The sequence below is a fragment of the Serratia sp. NGAS9 genome (genome assembly GCF_009905295.1).
Lineage (GTDB): Bacteria > Pseudomonadota > Gammaproteobacteria > Enterobacterales > Enterobacteriaceae > Serratia > Serratia bockelmannii.
Genome location: NZ_CP047605.1, coordinates 347,287 through 361,795 on the forward strand (window position 1 = coordinate 347,287; position 14,509 = coordinate 361,795).

Consider the following 14,509-nt stretch of genomic DNA (forward strand, 5'->3'; position numbering starts at 1 on the left):
TGCGGTATAAAGTGTGGATTGCCTTATTGATCCGAAGGAACGTGGGTTATGCCTGCCTCACGCACACCGCTGTTGTTGTCCGTTATCACCCTGCTGCTGCTGGCCGCGCTGATCCACAGCGGCATCAGCCCCTACGATCGCACCACCTGGTTGATGGAGGTGGCGCCGGTATTGATTGTTTTGCCGTTGCTGTGGCTGACCCATCGCCGTTATCCGCTGACGCCGCTGCTCTACACGCTGATTTTCTTCCATGCGCTGATCCTGATTTTCGGCGGCATGTACAGCTATGCTCGCGTGCCGCTGGGCTTTGAGGTGCAGCAGTGGCTGGATCTTGGCCGCAACCCGTACGACAAACTGGGGCATTTCTTCCAGGGATTGGTGCCGGCGCTGGCGGCGCGCGAGATCCTGCTGCGCGGCGGTTATGTGCAGGGCCGCAAGGTGCTGGGCTTCGTGGTGTGCTGCATCGCGCTGGCGATCAGCGCGGTGTATGAGTTGATCGAGTGGTGGGCGGCACTGGCGCTGGGCCAGGGCGCCGACGAGTTTCTCGGCACCCAGGGCGACCCGTGGGACACGCAGTCCGATATGTTCTGCGCGTTGCTCGGCGCGATAGCCGGCCAGTGGCTGTTCGGTGGCTGGCAGGGTAGGCAACTGCGGCGTTTAAAAGAGTAAGCCTTGTTGCGTTAAGCCTAGTGAAAATAGCGACTTCTCGTGCCGCCCAGTATTTTCCGGGCGGCATTTTAATGTCGACATGATAAGAAATAGATAATCATCAGTTAAATGTTTGGCACCCTGTGAGACAGCACAATGTTATTTCTTATATTTATGATTATTTAGCTTTTTATGCGTTTTTCTAGGAATTTTCTTAACTCGCGCCGTGTGCTACTATTCTCATGTTTAACAAGGGCTAATTATTATTAATTAGTTTTTTGAGCGGGGAATAATGAGATACATAATTAATAATAAGATTAAATATCATGAAGATAGATCAGAGTTGGTGGATATCAATGCTGAGCTGCCGCCTCAACCGCTCACCGCCACCCTGAACCGCCTGCTGTCCGCATTGGTCAGAAACAATAAACTGGTGCTCTCCCGCGATACCCTGCTGACGCAGGTATGGGAAGCGCACGGCCAGGTGGCCTCCGGCAATAACCTCAATAACACCATTTCCATCCTGCGCAAGATGTTCGCCGCCCTGGGCGAGGACGATATTATCGTCACGCTGCCGCGCCAGGGATTTATGTTTACCGCCACTTCGTTGAAGACGACAGACAGCTTGGCGGAGAGTTCGCCGGAGACGCCGATCCCGGCGGCTGCAGAAAGCGCCTTGCCGACCAAGCCGCTGCGAGCGCAGCGATTTAAGCGCCTCGGGTTGGCCGCGTTGCTGCTGTTGGCGGCGGGGAGCGGTCTGTGGGCCTGGCAGGACGCCGGCTATGCGCCGATCAGCACGGTAAGTGTAGGCAACATCGGCAGCTGTGAGGTGAAGTTTATCGCTTCTTATCATAAGACCGGTTCCGGCAAGGCGGATTTGGCGCACTTACAAACGTTGCTGGATAAACGAAATCATATTCACTGTAGTGAACCGGCGACGCTGCTCTATTACGACAGCCAGTCGGTGGTACCAGGCAGCGCAGAACGCGTGCGATCTTCTTACTTCTTTTATTGTCCGCAGACGGCGATGGCAGCGGGCAAAGCGCAATGCGAGAACTACTATGAAAGTCTGGAAAAATAACCGGATATGGCATTACCGTTACGCGCTGTTAGCCTTTGCGGCGCTGGCCTGCTGTTGCGCCGCCGCCTATGTGCTGTTCGCTATGCCGCAGGTGCCGGAATGCCGGGCGTCGATGCGGGTGCATAATCAGGATAAAGATGCGGCGATGGAGCGTGTGCTGCTGGTGAGCATCGTGCCTGAGGGCGCGCGACAGCTCACTATGTTGATGAGCGGCAGTTTTTTTGATGGTGATACACGTTATGTGGTCGATCGCTCCGTGGAAATGAGTTACCAGCGTCGCGGCAGCAACTACACCATGTGGGTAACGAAAAATACCCGCAAGCCGCAGGACTCTGTTATTCGCGAGGATATGAATCGCCGGTTACCTATCGCCGGGCAGCAGCTGCATATGCGCATCGAGCGTATCGATCGGCATCACTATCTGTTTACTGATAACCATTCGCCGCTTTTTGTCTGCGTGACTGGCGCATAACGGTCACCCCCAGAATTACTGGGGGGGCCGATGTTGTCTCTGACCCTGGGTGTCAAGAGCGAAAAGATTAAGGTGGATTGCCAGCTATATAGTTATATTGATGCAAGGGCTGTTGCCGGTACGCGGGCAGTAGGTGACCTGCTGTTCATCCTGGTTAGTGCTCTCATTAAGAATGTTAGCGTAATAATAGACGTCGGCCCGCGTACGGCAATTGAAGCCCGCCTGTTGTATCACCTGCTTGATGTTCTCCAGGCTGCCTCCACCTAAAGTCATGCTGTACACCTGGCAGCTTTGGTAATTCCCAAGGGGATAAACGCTGATGCGCGTGCTGTTTTGATACAGCACAATGATGGCAAAAGGCACCAGGCAGGCAGCGGCAATCATTATTAAGCGTTGTAATGCTCGTCGGATGCCGGGGGGAGAAGTCCCGGGGGGCGGCGTAGACGCTATTTCCGTTTCACGGTGCTTTTCTTCTCTATATATTTCCACCTTATTTTCATTCGCTTCATGAATGTTTCGAGCAATAAATTTAAACCCCTGACGTGGATAGGTGACGATAATCTCCTCGGCGCCAAACTGCGCCAGTGATTTACGTAACCCGGAAACGTAATTGTTTAAGTTATTGTTGGAGGCTTTCAGCCCATAATCGACCCAAACATCATTAAGCAACCTCTCTCGCAACAACAGCTTGTTATTATTCTTGATGAACAACGAAAGCAGTCTGCTGGTCGGCTTCAGTAAAGCTATTTTATTGCTGGCATTATCGACATGCATCAATGTGCCTTCCTCCTCGTTATAGAGGATGCTCTCATTTATAATGAAAATCATTTTATTTACCCGTCAACTTTCCTGTCGAGAGATTATTCTGAGACCTCTGTGTACTTTTTTCAATCCCTTGAGTTGCAGGGCAATAGGATTTTTCTCTTTATTCGTGTAATTGAAATGAAATGTTTATCTGCTTACAAGTTTTTTAATATAAATACTGATAATTAAATCCTATTTATCGTGATTTTAATCTATTTAATTATTATTTTATCGATAATAATCCTGTGTTTTTGTATTTTTGCGACATAACGTTTCAAATGGAAGGCGCTAAGTGTAAATTTGTTTCCACTGATACGGGGCGCGGAAACGCAGCGTATTAGCCACGGAGACAATGCGCAGGAATCTCAGGAATAAAGCTGCTGCATTGCATGCGTGACTTTAAGGATTTAATTCTTCTCCACTACTTACTAAGGAATGTAAGGAATCTCTATGAAACTGAACAAAATTATGATTGCAGCGGTATTGGCCTTCGGCGCTTCTTCTATGATGGCCCAGGCAGCTAACACCGGTAAGGTTCACTTTGAAGGTTCTATTGCGAAAGCTGCATGTTCAATGGATCAGAAGAGCGTTGAGCAAACTGTAAAAATGGGCCAAATCGGCGACTCCAGCCTGCTGAATGGCCGTGATTCCGCTGTTAAGACTCCGTTCGATATTGTGCTGAGAGACTGTATTTTGCCTGACGCTCCTACTGAGACGGCGATGACGATCACTTTCAACGGTCTTAAAGGTGTTAAAGACGATATGCTGCAATTCGGTCCAATGAGCACCGCTAAAAACGCCGGTGTCGTTATCTCTCATGGCGCGGACACTGTTAAGCTGGGTACGCCAATTAACATTGGTGTACTGAAAGCGGGCGCAGATACTGAATATACTCTGAATTTCACCTCTCACCTGCGTGGTAATGGAGACGATAAAAATAAACCAATTCAAGCCGGTACCTTCTTCAGTACTGCTAACTTCATTGTAAATTATAACTAATCGATTTACGACAGGTTGAATAATTATAGCATGCGGGACTAGCCCGTATGCTTTTTCCCCGAATGGATTCCTGTTTGCAAGGGATAATCTCTATGGCCCTTATTGGCAAAAATGTAGTGGCGCCTTCCCTATTGGTCGCGATTTTTACGGCCCAGACGATGCCGGCAACGGCTTCGGTTATTGGCTGGGGAAGAGTCAATATGGAAGGCGCTATTGTCAACGCGGCCTGCGCCCTTGAAGCGGCCAGCCGTGATCAAACCATCGATATGAAAATTTTGCCGGTGGAACAAATTACCCGTGATGGGCACGGGCTGACCCGCCCCTTTACGCTGAAGCTGGTGAACTGCGGGCTGGCAGGGGAAAACAGTACCAATACCGGGCGCCAGCATTTCCGCATGATATTTGACGGTAATGCGGAAGGAAAAAACTTCGGCGTCATCGGCGATGCCCGTGGCGTGGCGTTACGCATTGTCGATAGCATCGGCACAGATATTTACCCTGGGGTGCCGATGTCAATAGAAAATACCCTAACAAAAGATTATCGATTGAATTATTCAATGCAGCTGGTGGCTAACAGCCAGGTATTGCGCGCAGGGGATTACCGCTCCGCCATTCGTTTTAAATTGGATTACTACTGATTATAAATAAGTTAAAGGTTGGCGGGATCATGGATGCGAGAAAATTTAAATCGGGGGCGCTCCCGTTAAGTTTATTAGGGATATGTATTTCTCTGGCTCTCTGCGGCCTGGCGTTGCCGGGACGGGCGGATGATGCAATTCAGTTCAACACTGACATCCTGGATATCAACGATCGTAAAAATATCGATCTCGGCCGCTTTGCCAAAGGCGCCTTTATTATGCCGGGCAAGTACAGCATGACGGTAGTGGTGAACAAGCAGCCATTGGATGAGCAGCCGGTGGTTTTCTATCCGCCGGAAAACGATCCCGATGGCAGTGCGGCCTGCGTCTCGCCGGAGCTGGTTGAAAAACTGGGCCTTAAAACCGAGTTTCTCAAGCAGCTGCGCTGGTGGCATAACGAGCAGTGCCTAGATCTGAGCAGCCTCAAGGGCATCGAGGCCAGGGGCGATCTGGCGGTGTCGGCGCTGTATCTGAACATTCCCCAGGCCTATTTAGAGTACTCCTCGCCGGATTGGGATCCGCCGGCGCGCTGGGATAACGGCATTCCCGGCCTGCTGCTGGACTACAACCTGAACGGCCAGGTGCAGCAGAATAGCAACGGCGGCGGCCAGACGCAGCGCCTGGGCGGTAATGGTGCGGTGGGCGCCAACCTGGGCGCCTGGCGGCTGCGGGCCGATTGGCAGACCAGTCTCAATCACCAGACCGGCTCGGGGGAATCGAGCCAGAGAACGTTTGACTGGAGCCGCTATTACGCTTTCCGCGCGTTGCCGCAGTGGGGCGCGCGCCTGGCGTTGGGAGAGGATTCGCTGCAGAGCAACCTCTTCGACAGCTTCCGCTTTACCGGCTTCAGCCTGATGTCGGACGACAACATGCTGCCGCCCAACCTGCGCGGCTATGCGCCGGAGGTGACCGGCATCGCCAAAACCAACGCCAAAGTCACCATCAGCCAGCAGGGGCGCGTGCTGTATGAGGCGCAGGTCGCCGCCGGGCCGTTCCGCATCCAGGATCTGAGCGATTCGGTGATGGGCAAGCTGGACGTCAAGGTTGAGGAACAAGACGGCAGCGTGCAGCAGTTTCAGGTGGACACAGCCAGCATTCCTTATCTGACGCGCCCTGGCATGGTGCGCTTCAAGTTCGCCGGTGGTCGGCCGTCGAACTGGGAGCACCAGGTGCAGGGGCCAACCTTTGCCACCGGTGAATTCTCCTGGGGGGTCAGCAACGGTTGGTCGCTGTACGGCGGGGCTATCGCCGGTGGCGATTATAACGCGCTGTCGCTGGGGCTGGGGCGCGATCTGCTGGTGCTCGGCGCGCTGTCGTTTGATACCACATATTCGCGGGCCAGATTGCCGATTGACGACGGCACCAAAAAAGGCGGCTCGTACCGTTTGAGCTATTCGAAAAGCTTTGATGAATACGACAGTCAGATCACCTTCGCCGGTTATCGCTTCTCGGAAGAAAATTTTATGACCATGAGCGAATACCTGGACGCGCGTTATCACGGCTTGCGGAACGGCAAAAGCCGAGAAATGTACACCATCACCTTTAACAAGCAGTTCCGCGATCTGGGGGTCAGTACCTATCTCAACTACGACCACCAGACTTACTGGGATAAGCCGACCGACGAACGCTACAGCCTGGCGCTGTCGCGCTATTTCAACCTGGGATCGTGGAAAAACCTGAGCGCCTCACTCTCGGCTTATCGCAACAAGTCCAGAGGGACCAACGACGACGGCATGTATCTGAGCCTGACGGTGCCGTGGGGAGAAGATACCAACCTCAGCTACAGCAGTTCGTGGAACCGTAACAATAACAACCAGCGGGTGGGCTACTACCAACGGTTGGATGAACACAACAACTATCAGCTGACCGCCGGCAGCTCGCGCAACGGCGGCTCCGCCAGCGCGTTTTACAGCCACGACGGCGACGCGGCGCGTATCGACGCCAACGCGAGTTATCAGGGGGGCCAGTACTCCGCGTTCGGCATGAGCCTGCTGGGCGGGGCCACGCTTACCGCCCAGGGGGCGGCGCTGCACCGTAGCGGAAGCTTCGGTGGTACCCGCCTGATGCTGGACACCGATGGCGTGGCCGGGGTGCCGGTACGTGGCTATGGCGCCACGAGCCGCACCAACATGTTTGGCAAAGCGGTGGTGACGGACGTCGGCAACTTTTACCGCAGCCGGGCGAGCATCGATCTGACCAACTTATCGGACGAGGCTGAAGCGACGCAGTCGGTGGTGCAGGCGACGCTCACCGAAGGGGCCATTGGCTACCGGCGCTTCAACGTGATTTCCGGCCAGAAAGCGATGGCGGTGATCCGCCTGGCGGACGGCAGCACGCCGCCGTTTGGCGCCGAGGTGTTCAACCGCCGCAGGCAGCAGACCGGGATTGTGAATGACGGCGGCAGCGTTTACCTCAGCGGTATCCGCGCCGGTGAACAAATGACGGTGCATTGGGAAGGGAAGGCGCAATGCGAAATCGATCTGCCGGCGTTGCGCACGGATGTTGCTCTGAGCGATCTGCTGCTGCCGTGCCGGCGCGTGGCCGCAGGCAGTGAAGGCCAGGCAGATGCCCCGGAAAACCCGTAAATGCAATTTTTGACCAAATGGAAGCTTATTATGCGAAACAACACTGTAAAAACGCTGTCGGTAGCCGGCCTGCTAACCACCACCTTGCTGAGCGGCCAGGCGCAGGCCGCTATCGCGCTGGATCGCACCCGCGTGATTTTAAACGGCGGCGATAACTCGGCCAGTATGAGCATCACCAATAAAAACACCCAACTGCCTTATCTGGCTCAGGGCTGGCTGGAGAATGAGCAGGGTGAAAAAATCAACAGCCCGCTGATCGTGTTGCCGCCGGTGCAGCGGGTGGAGCCGGGCGCGCAAAGCCAGGTCAAGGTGCAGGCGCTGCCGGCCGCCAAGGCGCTGCCGCAGGATCGCGAGAGCCTGTTCTACTTCAACCTGCGCGAGATCCCGCCGAAGAGCAACAAGGCCAACACGCTGCAGATCGCGCTGCAGACCCGCATCAAGCTGTTCTACCGCCCGGCGGCGATCGTGCCGAACAAAAATGCCGCGTACAGCCCGTGGCAAGAGCAGTTGACGCTGACCCGCCAGGGCGCGGGCTTTAGGGCCAATAACCCGACCCCGTATTACATCACGCTGGTCGATGCCCGCAGCAGCAAGAGCGGTAAAACCGCCGCCGGTTTTGAACCGCTGATGGTGCCGCCGAAAGGCAGCGTGGCGTTAGGCGCCACTGGCCTGGGCAATGCACCGGTGCTGACTTATGTCAATGACTATGGCGGCCGCCCGGATCTGACCTTCAAGTGTGGCACCGGTGATTGTCAGGTGGTGCCTGAGAAGCAAGGATAATCGGCGCCGGCAGCGGCGTTCCATCAGTTGAAGCGGCAGGGAAACTAATGCAAATAATCGATAGCGGCTGCAACAGCCAGGAGAGAGGTGCTTTAACGCGACGGGCAGGCCAGGCGGCGTTATTGGCGCTGGTTTTGCTGACGAATCGGGCAGAGTCAGGTAACCACGGCATGCTGTTTGTGCATGGCGCGCTGACCGAAGGCGCCTGCCGGCTGGAGATGTCTTCGGCCTACCAGGATATCTGGCTGGGCGAAACCACCACGAGCAGCCTGGCGGCGCCCGGCAACCGCACGCAGCCGGTGGCCTTCCAACTGCGCTTGCGTGACTGCACGCGCATGGGGGCGGCCATCAGAGACACTCGCCTGGGTTACCGGCTGTGGGATGCCTACCAGCCGGCAGTAACGGTGAGCTTCACCGCCCCGGCCGATGCGGATAACCCGCAGCTGGTGCAGGTGCAGGGCGCCGAAGGCCTGGGGCTGCGGCTGTTGGATGCGGATAACCGCGATGTGCGGCTGGGCAGCCGCAGCCGGCCGCAGCTGCTGGCGCTGGGCGATAACGGGCTGCAGTTTTATGTGATGGCGGAGCGCACGCGTGCGCCGCTGTTGGCGGGCGCCTACCGCGCGGCGATCGATTTCCGGCTGAACTATGACTGAGGTGGACGGTATGGGCGATACAGGGCGACGCACGCTGGCCATCGGCGGCGAATATCTCCTTCTGGGCTGTGCGCTGGCGGCCAGCACCGCTGCCGCTTCGGCGCTCACCCTGCTGGCGGTGCTGAGTTTTGGCCAGCTGGCGCAGGCCGCCACGGTGAATGTCACGGTGAAAGGTGAAGTGCTCGCGAAACCAAAGTGTGAAATCAACGGCGGCAATGACATCGATGTGCCCTTCGGCGAACTGAATATCGCAGACATTGACGGCGTCAACTACGGCAAGAAAAAGATCCCCTATAGCGTGAGCTGCAGCGGCGATACCTCCGGCTCGAACGGAAATATGAAAGTGTCATTGCAGGGCGAGAACTCAAATTTTGGCGTCGGTTTGCTGCGCACCCGCGAGAAGGAAGATTTGGCGATCAAGCTGCTGTTCGAAAATGGCCAGCAGCTAAAGCTGAACGAGTGGCATAACTTTTTTTATCCCAATTATCCACTGCTCTATGCCGTACCGGTCAAGCGCGGCGGCGCCAAGTTGAGTGGCGGGAACTTTTCCAGTTCAGCCACATTATTAGTCGAGGTTCAATAAGGAGATGAAGATGAAATATATTCCAGGGCTGGCCGCCTTGGCCTGTATGGGGTTGCTGGCCAGCGGCGCGGCGCAGGCGATAAATGTGAACTTTACCGGTAAGCTGGTGGCGGCGCCCGACTGCGTCCTCAACACGGGTAAAGATATCAGCGTTGATTTTCAGGAAGTGGTGGGCACCAAGGTTGATGGTAAAACCTACAAGAAAATGCAGATCCCCTACACCGTCAGCTGTAGCGGCGGTTCACCAGGCAGCGGCCAGCTTAAGGTGATGCTGGGCTATACGACTGTCCCATGGGGCGATTACAGCTCGATCCAGGCCCAACCCCTCCAGCAATTTGCTAATTTCGGGTTGCGTATCATCGAAGGGGACGCGGATAAAACCTATGTGCCTAACACCAAGGTGGTGGTTGCCGATCAGAATAATCCGCCTAAGTTCTACGCCGTACCGATCGGCAAAGAGAACGCGGGTTTACCTGTGGGAAGTTTCACCGCGTCGGCAACCATGACCGCCATATATGAGTAAAACGTTAGACCGGCACCGAAGCTGCACTGCTCCGGTGCCGGGCTGCGGCAGCAATTAAAGCCGCCGCGTTATAAACGCGGTGGAAAGAGGCGCACCGACGGCACTTAACCGGCGGAATATTTTCGCCATTGGCGATGGTCGGATAAGCTATTTTTCCGGCAGGGTAACCAGATGAAAAAGATTTTTTTATTATTGCTAATCGTATTTTTCGGCGGCATGAATGCGGCCCGCGCCGCTAATTTTGAGGCCATTCCTCGTATAGAGCCTACAAGTGGATCCTATGCTTTCCTCTCTTTTACGTTTCTCCGTATTTTACCGGAGTCGCAGGAACCCAACCCATGTTATGGACAAAGAGACTGCATGTTATCTGTGGTGATGACCTTATCGAGCTCCCCACGTGCCTCTGTGGCGTTGGCTGAGGCCAACAGCAGCTGTAACACGGCGGATTGCAAGACCAGCACGAGCACGGCCAAAACCATGGGGGAGCTCGCGCCGTTAGTCAGGTATTTAGGGCGCAATGGGACGAACTCGACGAGAGATATAAACCAGGTTGGCAGCTGGCCTCTTCGACTCTGCTTCGGTGTGGCAATTAACGGTAGATGGAGTGGCGCTTTCGGCTGTGGCCCCGAAATACCCAAGACGAACAGTTGCGATATTCTTGACACTAACGCCATCGTTGACTTTGGCACATTCAGCAGCGATGTCACGGCCCGGCAGGCCACGGGAACCATCAAGATAAATTGTGCCAGCGAGGCTTACTTGCGCGTTAAGTTTAATTCCAATGTCACCAATATGCCGTTAAGCCAGGACGGGCGAATGACCGCCAGCCTGAAGTTTAGAGATCTGATCGCTGGCGAGGGCGAGAATTATGTCAAAGTGCCAGGCGGCAATAGAGAAATCTTTATCGATGGTGATCTCAGGAATAACAATACCTCGCATACCGGCCCGTTTTCTGTGCCTGTGGTGGCTATTGTTGAGTTAATGTAAAAGATCGCGTGTTAGAAGCGATATGAAGGATGAATCTAGCTTAATACGCTACGGGTTATAGTGCGTGCGATTGCGCCGTTTTTATAAGGCATAAGAAGATTGAGGGCGGTTTTACCTATTTAACTAGGGGCTGGCATGCAGATTGTTTGTTTATTGTGGCAATCGGTATGAAATTTTTATGATGTCTAAGGAGGGATAATGTTTCTACGTCAAGGGCACACGATGAAAGGGTTTTTATTATTTCTGGGCATATTGCTGGGATGGACCAACTGGGCGAATGCGGCATATCACGACGCGCCCACCAGCGTCAGAAAAGGAGAGGAACCGGGGACTTATCTGATCACCACTACGCTGAATGATATAGCACCGATACCCAGTTGGAATATATGTCACTACACCACATCTAATACCGGATATTCATGTGGCTACGTCTTTGGGCTCTACTCTGCTCATTGGGATGGCAATGTCTATCCCGGTGGAGCCATGATCTCTATACCTTTGGTTGATCGAACCCCCCCTAACCAGTGTAATACGAGTAACTGTAATACCAGTTTAGGGACTGCCCAAACCATTGGGGAATTGGTGCCGCTGATGAAGCTCCGTGGCGGATTCGGAGTAACCAAGTCGGCATTGTACCGTCCGGGGGCCGAGGGGAAAAGGCCGGGGTTTAAAACCTGTATCTATAATTGGCGAGCTTCTGCTGTCGGGAATGTCAGTGGCAGCCTGTTTGACTGCAGCGAGCTTATTCCTCTGACAGCAAGCTGCGATATTCTTGACACTGATGCCGTAGTCGATTTTGGTCCAATCAGAAGCGATGTTGCCAGCCGGCAGGCCAGCGGTTCATTTAAAGTTAATTGCTCGAATGATACGGATATACGAGTTAAGTTTGCCTCCAGTGTAACGGATATGAAGTTAAGTCAAGATGGCAGGCTTAGTGTCAGCTTGAAAGTGCGAAACGCGAAGCCCGGCGTTAACGCTCTGGAGAGCTTTGTTACGGTGGTTGCTGGTACGCAAGAGATATTTATCGACGGCGATCTCAAAAATGCGAACACCTCACACACGGGACCCTTTTCTACTTCGGTAGTGGCCATTGTGGAGGTTGCATAAAATAATCTGCTATCGAGCGTATTAACTAAGTCGTTATCAGTAAGTTTATCGCAGCATAACCGCTTATTTTGTAGGAAGAACGCATGTGATGTTTTCCTGGCGATGTAACGGGTTGGGCCTGAAAGATTCGCTATTGTTTAAACATATATCGTGAGAGCTTGAGTAAAAATCCATCGAACGGTTATCGCTGGCGCGAATTAATACTATGCCTACAGGAGGCTCAGGGAATGAAATCGATCAATATTGTGATTGATGACGAAAATCGCTATTTCGCTACCGGCTTGCGGTTAAGTATTGCGAAATATGCGCAGCAGTATAATAAAGTCGCGCATTTCCTGCCGCCAGGCAGCGATGAGCGGCCTGACATCGTGTTGACCTCACAAATCCGGCGCGCCCGGTGTTGGACTGCCTATTCAAGGGCACACGTCGTCACCATTAAAGAAAGGCAGACCGTTGCAGCCAGGCGAGCGAAGCGAGTGCTTTACCGAACCGACGATCAACAACGGCTGTTTACGCTGTTGACCGATGCCCTGGCCAATCCCGGCCCGGTATGCCATTTTTCCGGTCTAATGCTGACCCCTCGTGAGCGGCAGGTTATCGGCTATATGCGGCGTGGGTTGGATCAATCGCAAACCGCCAGAATAATGGGGGTGAGCGTTAAAACGGTGCACAGCCATAAACGTTCGGTAATGGGTAAGCTGATGTTAAATCGCAGCCATGATTTTATGTATTGGTTACTATCACCAGAGGCAGAGTATTCCTAACCGTGATGGGGAATGATTATAATTATTCTCGTCTGTTATCTTTAGAACGCTAAAGGATAGTTGATTCTGATTAAAATCCATCAGGGAAATGTTAATTCTCGATTTATTCATTTATTAAATAACAAAAAGGGAAAAATATGAAAAAGACAGCGGCTTTACTTATTGGCGCTTGCATCATGATGGCATCTTATGCACATGCCGGTTTTAACGGCAATCATAACGTGCAGGGCAATAATGGCAACGCCAGCGGTGCCGGCAATAGCGATTTTGGCCAATGCATCAATGGTCAAGGGAAAAATGGCGGGCAATGTGCGGGCAACACCAACACAGGCGCCAAGCCTAAAGAAAAAGATAAAGGCGAAGTCATGAATGCGATTTGTGAATCGCCGTTTATGAAAAAATACTCGCCGCTATGCCAGTAATATTGATTTTTAAATGACAAGCAGGGTTATCCTCCCTGCTTTTTTTGTGACTGTTGATTAAATATCCTGTTGTTCCGACTAAAAATATAAGTTCGGTGAATTATTATCGTTGGCAGTGATGGTAGCTGTACGTAATTTACGTGGGGTATTATCTACACCAAGGGAAAGGTTAAGTGGATTTGTTTTATTTCGCGATATTCTTGTTGTGTTTAAGCATCTATTCATTCTACAAACATGCGCAGCGGATGAAAAAAAGGCAGCTATCTATTCAAGAACTCGGCCATTCTTCCCGTTGGTTGGCATTGCGACGTCATCATTGACGCTGCTACGCATTGTATGACGTAGCGTTTTTTACCAGAGAGTAAGTATCCGCCTCAACGAAATTGGGCATTGCTCGTCTAGCGTCGCCACTTTCACACCTAATGCCGAGAATGCGGCAATTCGCTTACCCTTGGCGCCAACGTTTTTGGGGGATGCAAGTAGAGAAGGGAGCATTCGCCTATGCCGCTGGCCCGCAGTGTAAGCTCCTTTGGCCGAATAATCGAACGCAGTTCGATGGAGAGTCCTGTTCCTGAAAAGCAAAAACCCAGCCATAGGCTGGGTTCTCTAAATAGTGGTGCCCGGACTCGGAATCGAACCAAGGACACGGGGATTTTCAATCCCCTGCTCTACCGACTGAGCTATCCGGGCAACGGGCAGCATTAAACCGTATTGGCCGAAAGCCGTCAACGGCTTTATGCGTGAAAGACGTTAAAATGCCTCCGGTTGCTGGCTTTTCAGGCAAAGGGCGCAAAAAATGCGCCTGTTCTGGCTATCACCTTGGGTTGGCTGTGCCGCCAACCCTGCCGATTCAGCTTAACGCCCCGTTGCGGCGGCACTGCGCCACCTGCAAGATGTCTTCCGCCAGCCGTTTGGCGACCGATACGTCCTGGAGCTGGCGTTTTACCAGCAGTTTGCTCAGGCAGCCTTCCTGAATCAATTCCATTTGCTGCGCCACCATGTCGGCGTCGTCGGCGTCCATGTCGCGCAGCAGTTCGCGGGTTAGCTCCAGCGAGGTCAGCTTTTGCTGCTCCGCCAGTTGGTGGATCGGATGATCCGTTTCCGGGAAGAAGCTGCAGGCGGCGATAAACAGGCAGCCGGGGTAGCGGTCTTGCTGCACGTATTCCGCCAGCACGTCATAGCGCGCCAGCAGCTTTTGCTGCGGGCTCAGGCTCTCGTCCAGCAGCAGCTGGCGGCGCCAGGTGTCGATCTGTTGGCCGTGGTAGCGCAGGCAGTCGTACAGCAGCGCTTCGCGATCTGGCCAGAACCGCTTGAGATCGCCGGGCTGAACGTCGAGTTTTTCCGCCAGCATCTCTAATGTGGCGGTCGCCAGGCCCTGTTGTTCCAACAGGCCCAGCGCGGTATCAAGGACGTGTTCACGTTGCACTTGTGCTTCCTCCTCTTCGGTTCAGAACCTCAGTGTT

At 53.5% G+C, this 14,509-nt stretch carries 16 protein-coding genes and 1 tRNA gene; 14 read left to right on the forward strand and 3 right to left on the reverse strand.

The annotated features are described in order from the left end of the window. The first annotated feature begins 48 nt into the window (after nucleotides 1-48). The 3 genes from GUC32_RS01530 (at nucleotide 49) to GUC32_RS01540 (ending at nucleotide 2,201) form a co-directional block, all read left to right on the forward strand. Nucleotides 49-669, forward strand: coding sequence for a DUF2238 domain-containing protein (locus tag GUC32_RS01530; protein WP_142591013.1), 621 nt, complete (start codon nucleotides 49-51; stop codon nucleotides 667-669). 325 nt (nucleotides 670-994) lie between these two features. Further along, nucleotides 995-1,729, forward strand: coding sequence for a transcriptional regulator (locus tag GUC32_RS01535; RefSeq protein WP_369435513.1), 735 nt, complete (start codon nucleotides 995-997; stop codon nucleotides 1,727-1,729). After that, nucleotides 1,710-2,201 (forward strand): hypothetical protein, encoded by a 492-nt coding sequence (locus GUC32_RS01540; RefSeq protein ID WP_043142396.1) that lies wholly within the window; start codon nucleotides 1,710-1,712, stop codon nucleotides 2,199-2,201. Before GUC32_RS01535 ends, GUC32_RS01540 begins: the two co-directional genes overlap by 20 nt. 84 nt (nucleotides 2,202-2,285) lie before the next feature. On the opposite strand, the gene GUC32_RS01545 is transcribed toward GUC32_RS01540, so the two are convergent. Beyond that, on the reverse strand, nucleotides 2,286-3,029 hold the full coding sequence (locus GUC32_RS01545; protein ID WP_169540545.1) for a winged helix-turn-helix domain-containing protein: 744 nt from the start codon (nucleotides 3,027-3,029) through the stop codon (nucleotides 2,286-2,288). Between the two features lie 426 nt (nucleotides 3,030-3,455). Here GUC32_RS01545 and GUC32_RS01550 point away from each other — a divergent pair, with 426 nt between their 5' ends. The 11 genes from GUC32_RS01550 (at nucleotide 3,456) to GUC32_RS01600 (ending at nucleotide 13,046) form a co-directional block, all read left to right on the forward strand. After that, nucleotides 3,456-4,004 (forward strand): fimbrial protein, encoded by a 549-nt coding sequence (locus GUC32_RS01550; RefSeq protein ID WP_025304976.1) that lies wholly within the window; start codon nucleotides 3,456-3,458, stop codon nucleotides 4,002-4,004. A 92-nt stretch (nucleotides 4,005-4,096) separates the two neighbouring features. Continuing rightward, the gene (locus tag GUC32_RS01555) at nucleotides 4,097-4,642 is read left to right on the forward strand and encodes a fimbrial protein (RefSeq protein WP_025304977.1); all 546 of its coding nucleotides are present in this window, start codon (nucleotides 4,097-4,099) and stop codon (nucleotides 4,640-4,642) included. Between the two features lie 29 nt (nucleotides 4,643-4,671). Further along, nucleotides 4,672-7,227, forward strand: a complete 2,556-nt coding sequence (locus tag GUC32_RS01560) for an outer membrane usher protein (RefSeq protein ID WP_025304978.1) — start codon at nucleotides 4,672-4,674, stop codon at nucleotides 7,225-7,227. A gap of 30 nt (nucleotides 7,228-7,257) precedes the next feature. Then, entirely contained in the window at nucleotides 7,258-8,007 is a 750-nt protein-coding gene (locus GUC32_RS01565; RefSeq protein WP_025304979.1) for a fimbria/pilus periplasmic chaperone, read from the forward strand. 47 nt (nucleotides 8,008-8,054) lie between these two features. Then, the gene (locus GUC32_RS01570; RefSeq protein ID WP_025304980.1) at nucleotides 8,055-8,660 is read left to right on the forward strand and encodes a fimbrial protein; all 606 of its coding nucleotides are present in this window, start codon (nucleotides 8,055-8,057) and stop codon (nucleotides 8,658-8,660) included. A gap of 10 nt (nucleotides 8,661-8,670) precedes the next feature. After that, on the forward strand, nucleotides 8,671-9,243 hold the full coding sequence (locus GUC32_RS01575) for a fimbrial protein (RefSeq protein WP_197832095.1): 573 nt from the start codon (nucleotides 8,671-8,673) through the stop codon (nucleotides 9,241-9,243). Between the two features lie 10 nt (nucleotides 9,244-9,253). Beyond that, nucleotides 9,254-9,766 carry a fimbrial protein gene (locus tag GUC32_RS01580; RefSeq protein ID WP_025304982.1) on the forward strand — a complete coding sequence of 171 codons (513 nt, stop codon included), beginning with the start codon at nucleotides 9,254-9,256 and terminating at the stop codon, nucleotides 9,764-9,766. A gap of 171 nt (nucleotides 9,767-9,937) precedes the next feature. Beyond that, entirely contained in the window at nucleotides 9,938-10,753 is an 816-nt protein-coding gene (locus GUC32_RS01585) for a hypothetical protein (protein ID WP_369435514.1), read from the forward strand. 198 nt (nucleotides 10,754-10,951) lie between these two features. Continuing rightward, entirely contained in the window at nucleotides 10,952-11,860 is a 909-nt protein-coding gene (locus GUC32_RS01590; protein WP_369435515.1) for a hypothetical protein, read from the forward strand. A gap of 227 nt (nucleotides 11,861-12,087) precedes the next feature. Further along, entirely contained in the window at nucleotides 12,088-12,624 is a 537-nt protein-coding gene (locus GUC32_RS01595) for a LuxR family transcriptional regulator (RefSeq protein WP_043143787.1), read from the forward strand. 137 nt (nucleotides 12,625-12,761) lie between these two features. Beyond that, a complete protein-coding gene (locus GUC32_RS01600; protein ID WP_060433955.1) occupies nucleotides 12,762-13,046 on the forward strand; it encodes a hypothetical protein in 285 nt (94 codons plus the stop codon). 614 nt (nucleotides 13,047-13,660) lie between these two features. On the opposite strand, the gene GUC32_RS01605 is transcribed toward GUC32_RS01600, so the two are convergent. Beyond that, nucleotides 13,661-13,736: transfer RNA gene (locus GUC32_RS01605), tRNA-Phe, on the reverse strand. A gap of 160 nt (nucleotides 13,737-13,896) precedes the next feature. After that, nucleotides 13,897-14,472, reverse strand: coding sequence for a transcriptional regulator (locus GUC32_RS01610; RefSeq protein ID WP_004929655.1), 576 nt, complete (start codon nucleotides 14,470-14,472; stop codon nucleotides 13,897-13,899). Nucleotides 14,473-14,509: the final 37 nt, after the last annotated feature.

Excerpts from the sequence above, each read along its gene's own strand:
- GUC32_RS01530 (WP_142591013.1), top strand. The coding sequence starts at position 49 with ATGCCTGCCTCACGCACACCGCTGTTGTTGTCCGTTATCACCCTGCTG.
- GUC32_RS01540 (WP_043142396.1), top strand. The coding sequence starts at position 1,710 with ATGAAAGTCTGGAAAAATAACCGGATATGGCATTACCGTTACGCGCTG.
- GUC32_RS01545 (WP_169540545.1), bottom strand. The coding sequence starts at position 3,029 with ATGATTTTCATTATAAATGAGAGCATCCTCTATAACGAGGAGGAAGGC.
- GUC32_RS01550 (WP_025304976.1), top strand. The coding sequence starts at position 3,456 with ATGAAACTGAACAAAATTATGATTGCAGCGGTATTGGCCTTCGGCGCT.
- GUC32_RS01555 (WP_025304977.1), top strand. The coding sequence starts at position 4,097 with ATGGCCCTTATTGGCAAAAATGTAGTGGCGCCTTCCCTATTGGTCGCG.
- GUC32_RS01560 (WP_025304978.1), top strand. The coding sequence starts at position 4,672 with ATGGATGCGAGAAAATTTAAATCGGGGGCGCTCCCGTTAAGTTTATTA.
- GUC32_RS01565 (WP_025304979.1), top strand. The coding sequence starts at position 7,258 with ATGCGAAACAACACTGTAAAAACGCTGTCGGTAGCCGGCCTGCTAACC.
- GUC32_RS01570 (WP_025304980.1), top strand. The coding sequence starts at position 8,055 with ATGCAAATAATCGATAGCGGCTGCAACAGCCAGGAGAGAGGTGCTTTA.
- GUC32_RS01575 (WP_197832095.1), top strand. The coding sequence starts at position 8,671 with ATGGGCGATACAGGGCGACGCACGCTGGCCATCGGCGGCGAATATCTC.
- GUC32_RS01580 (WP_025304982.1), top strand. The coding sequence starts at position 9,254 with ATGAAATATATTCCAGGGCTGGCCGCCTTGGCCTGTATGGGGTTGCTG.
- GUC32_RS01585 (WP_369435514.1), top strand. The coding sequence starts at position 9,938 with ATGAAAAAGATTTTTTTATTATTGCTAATCGTATTTTTCGGCGGCATG.
- GUC32_RS01590 (WP_369435515.1), top strand. The coding sequence starts at position 10,952 with ATGTTTCTACGTCAAGGGCACACGATGAAAGGGTTTTTATTATTTCTG.
- GUC32_RS01595 (WP_043143787.1), top strand. The coding sequence starts at position 12,088 with ATGAAATCGATCAATATTGTGATTGATGACGAAAATCGCTATTTCGCT.
- GUC32_RS01600 (WP_060433955.1), top strand. The coding sequence starts at position 12,762 with ATGAAAAAGACAGCGGCTTTACTTATTGGCGCTTGCATCATGATGGCA.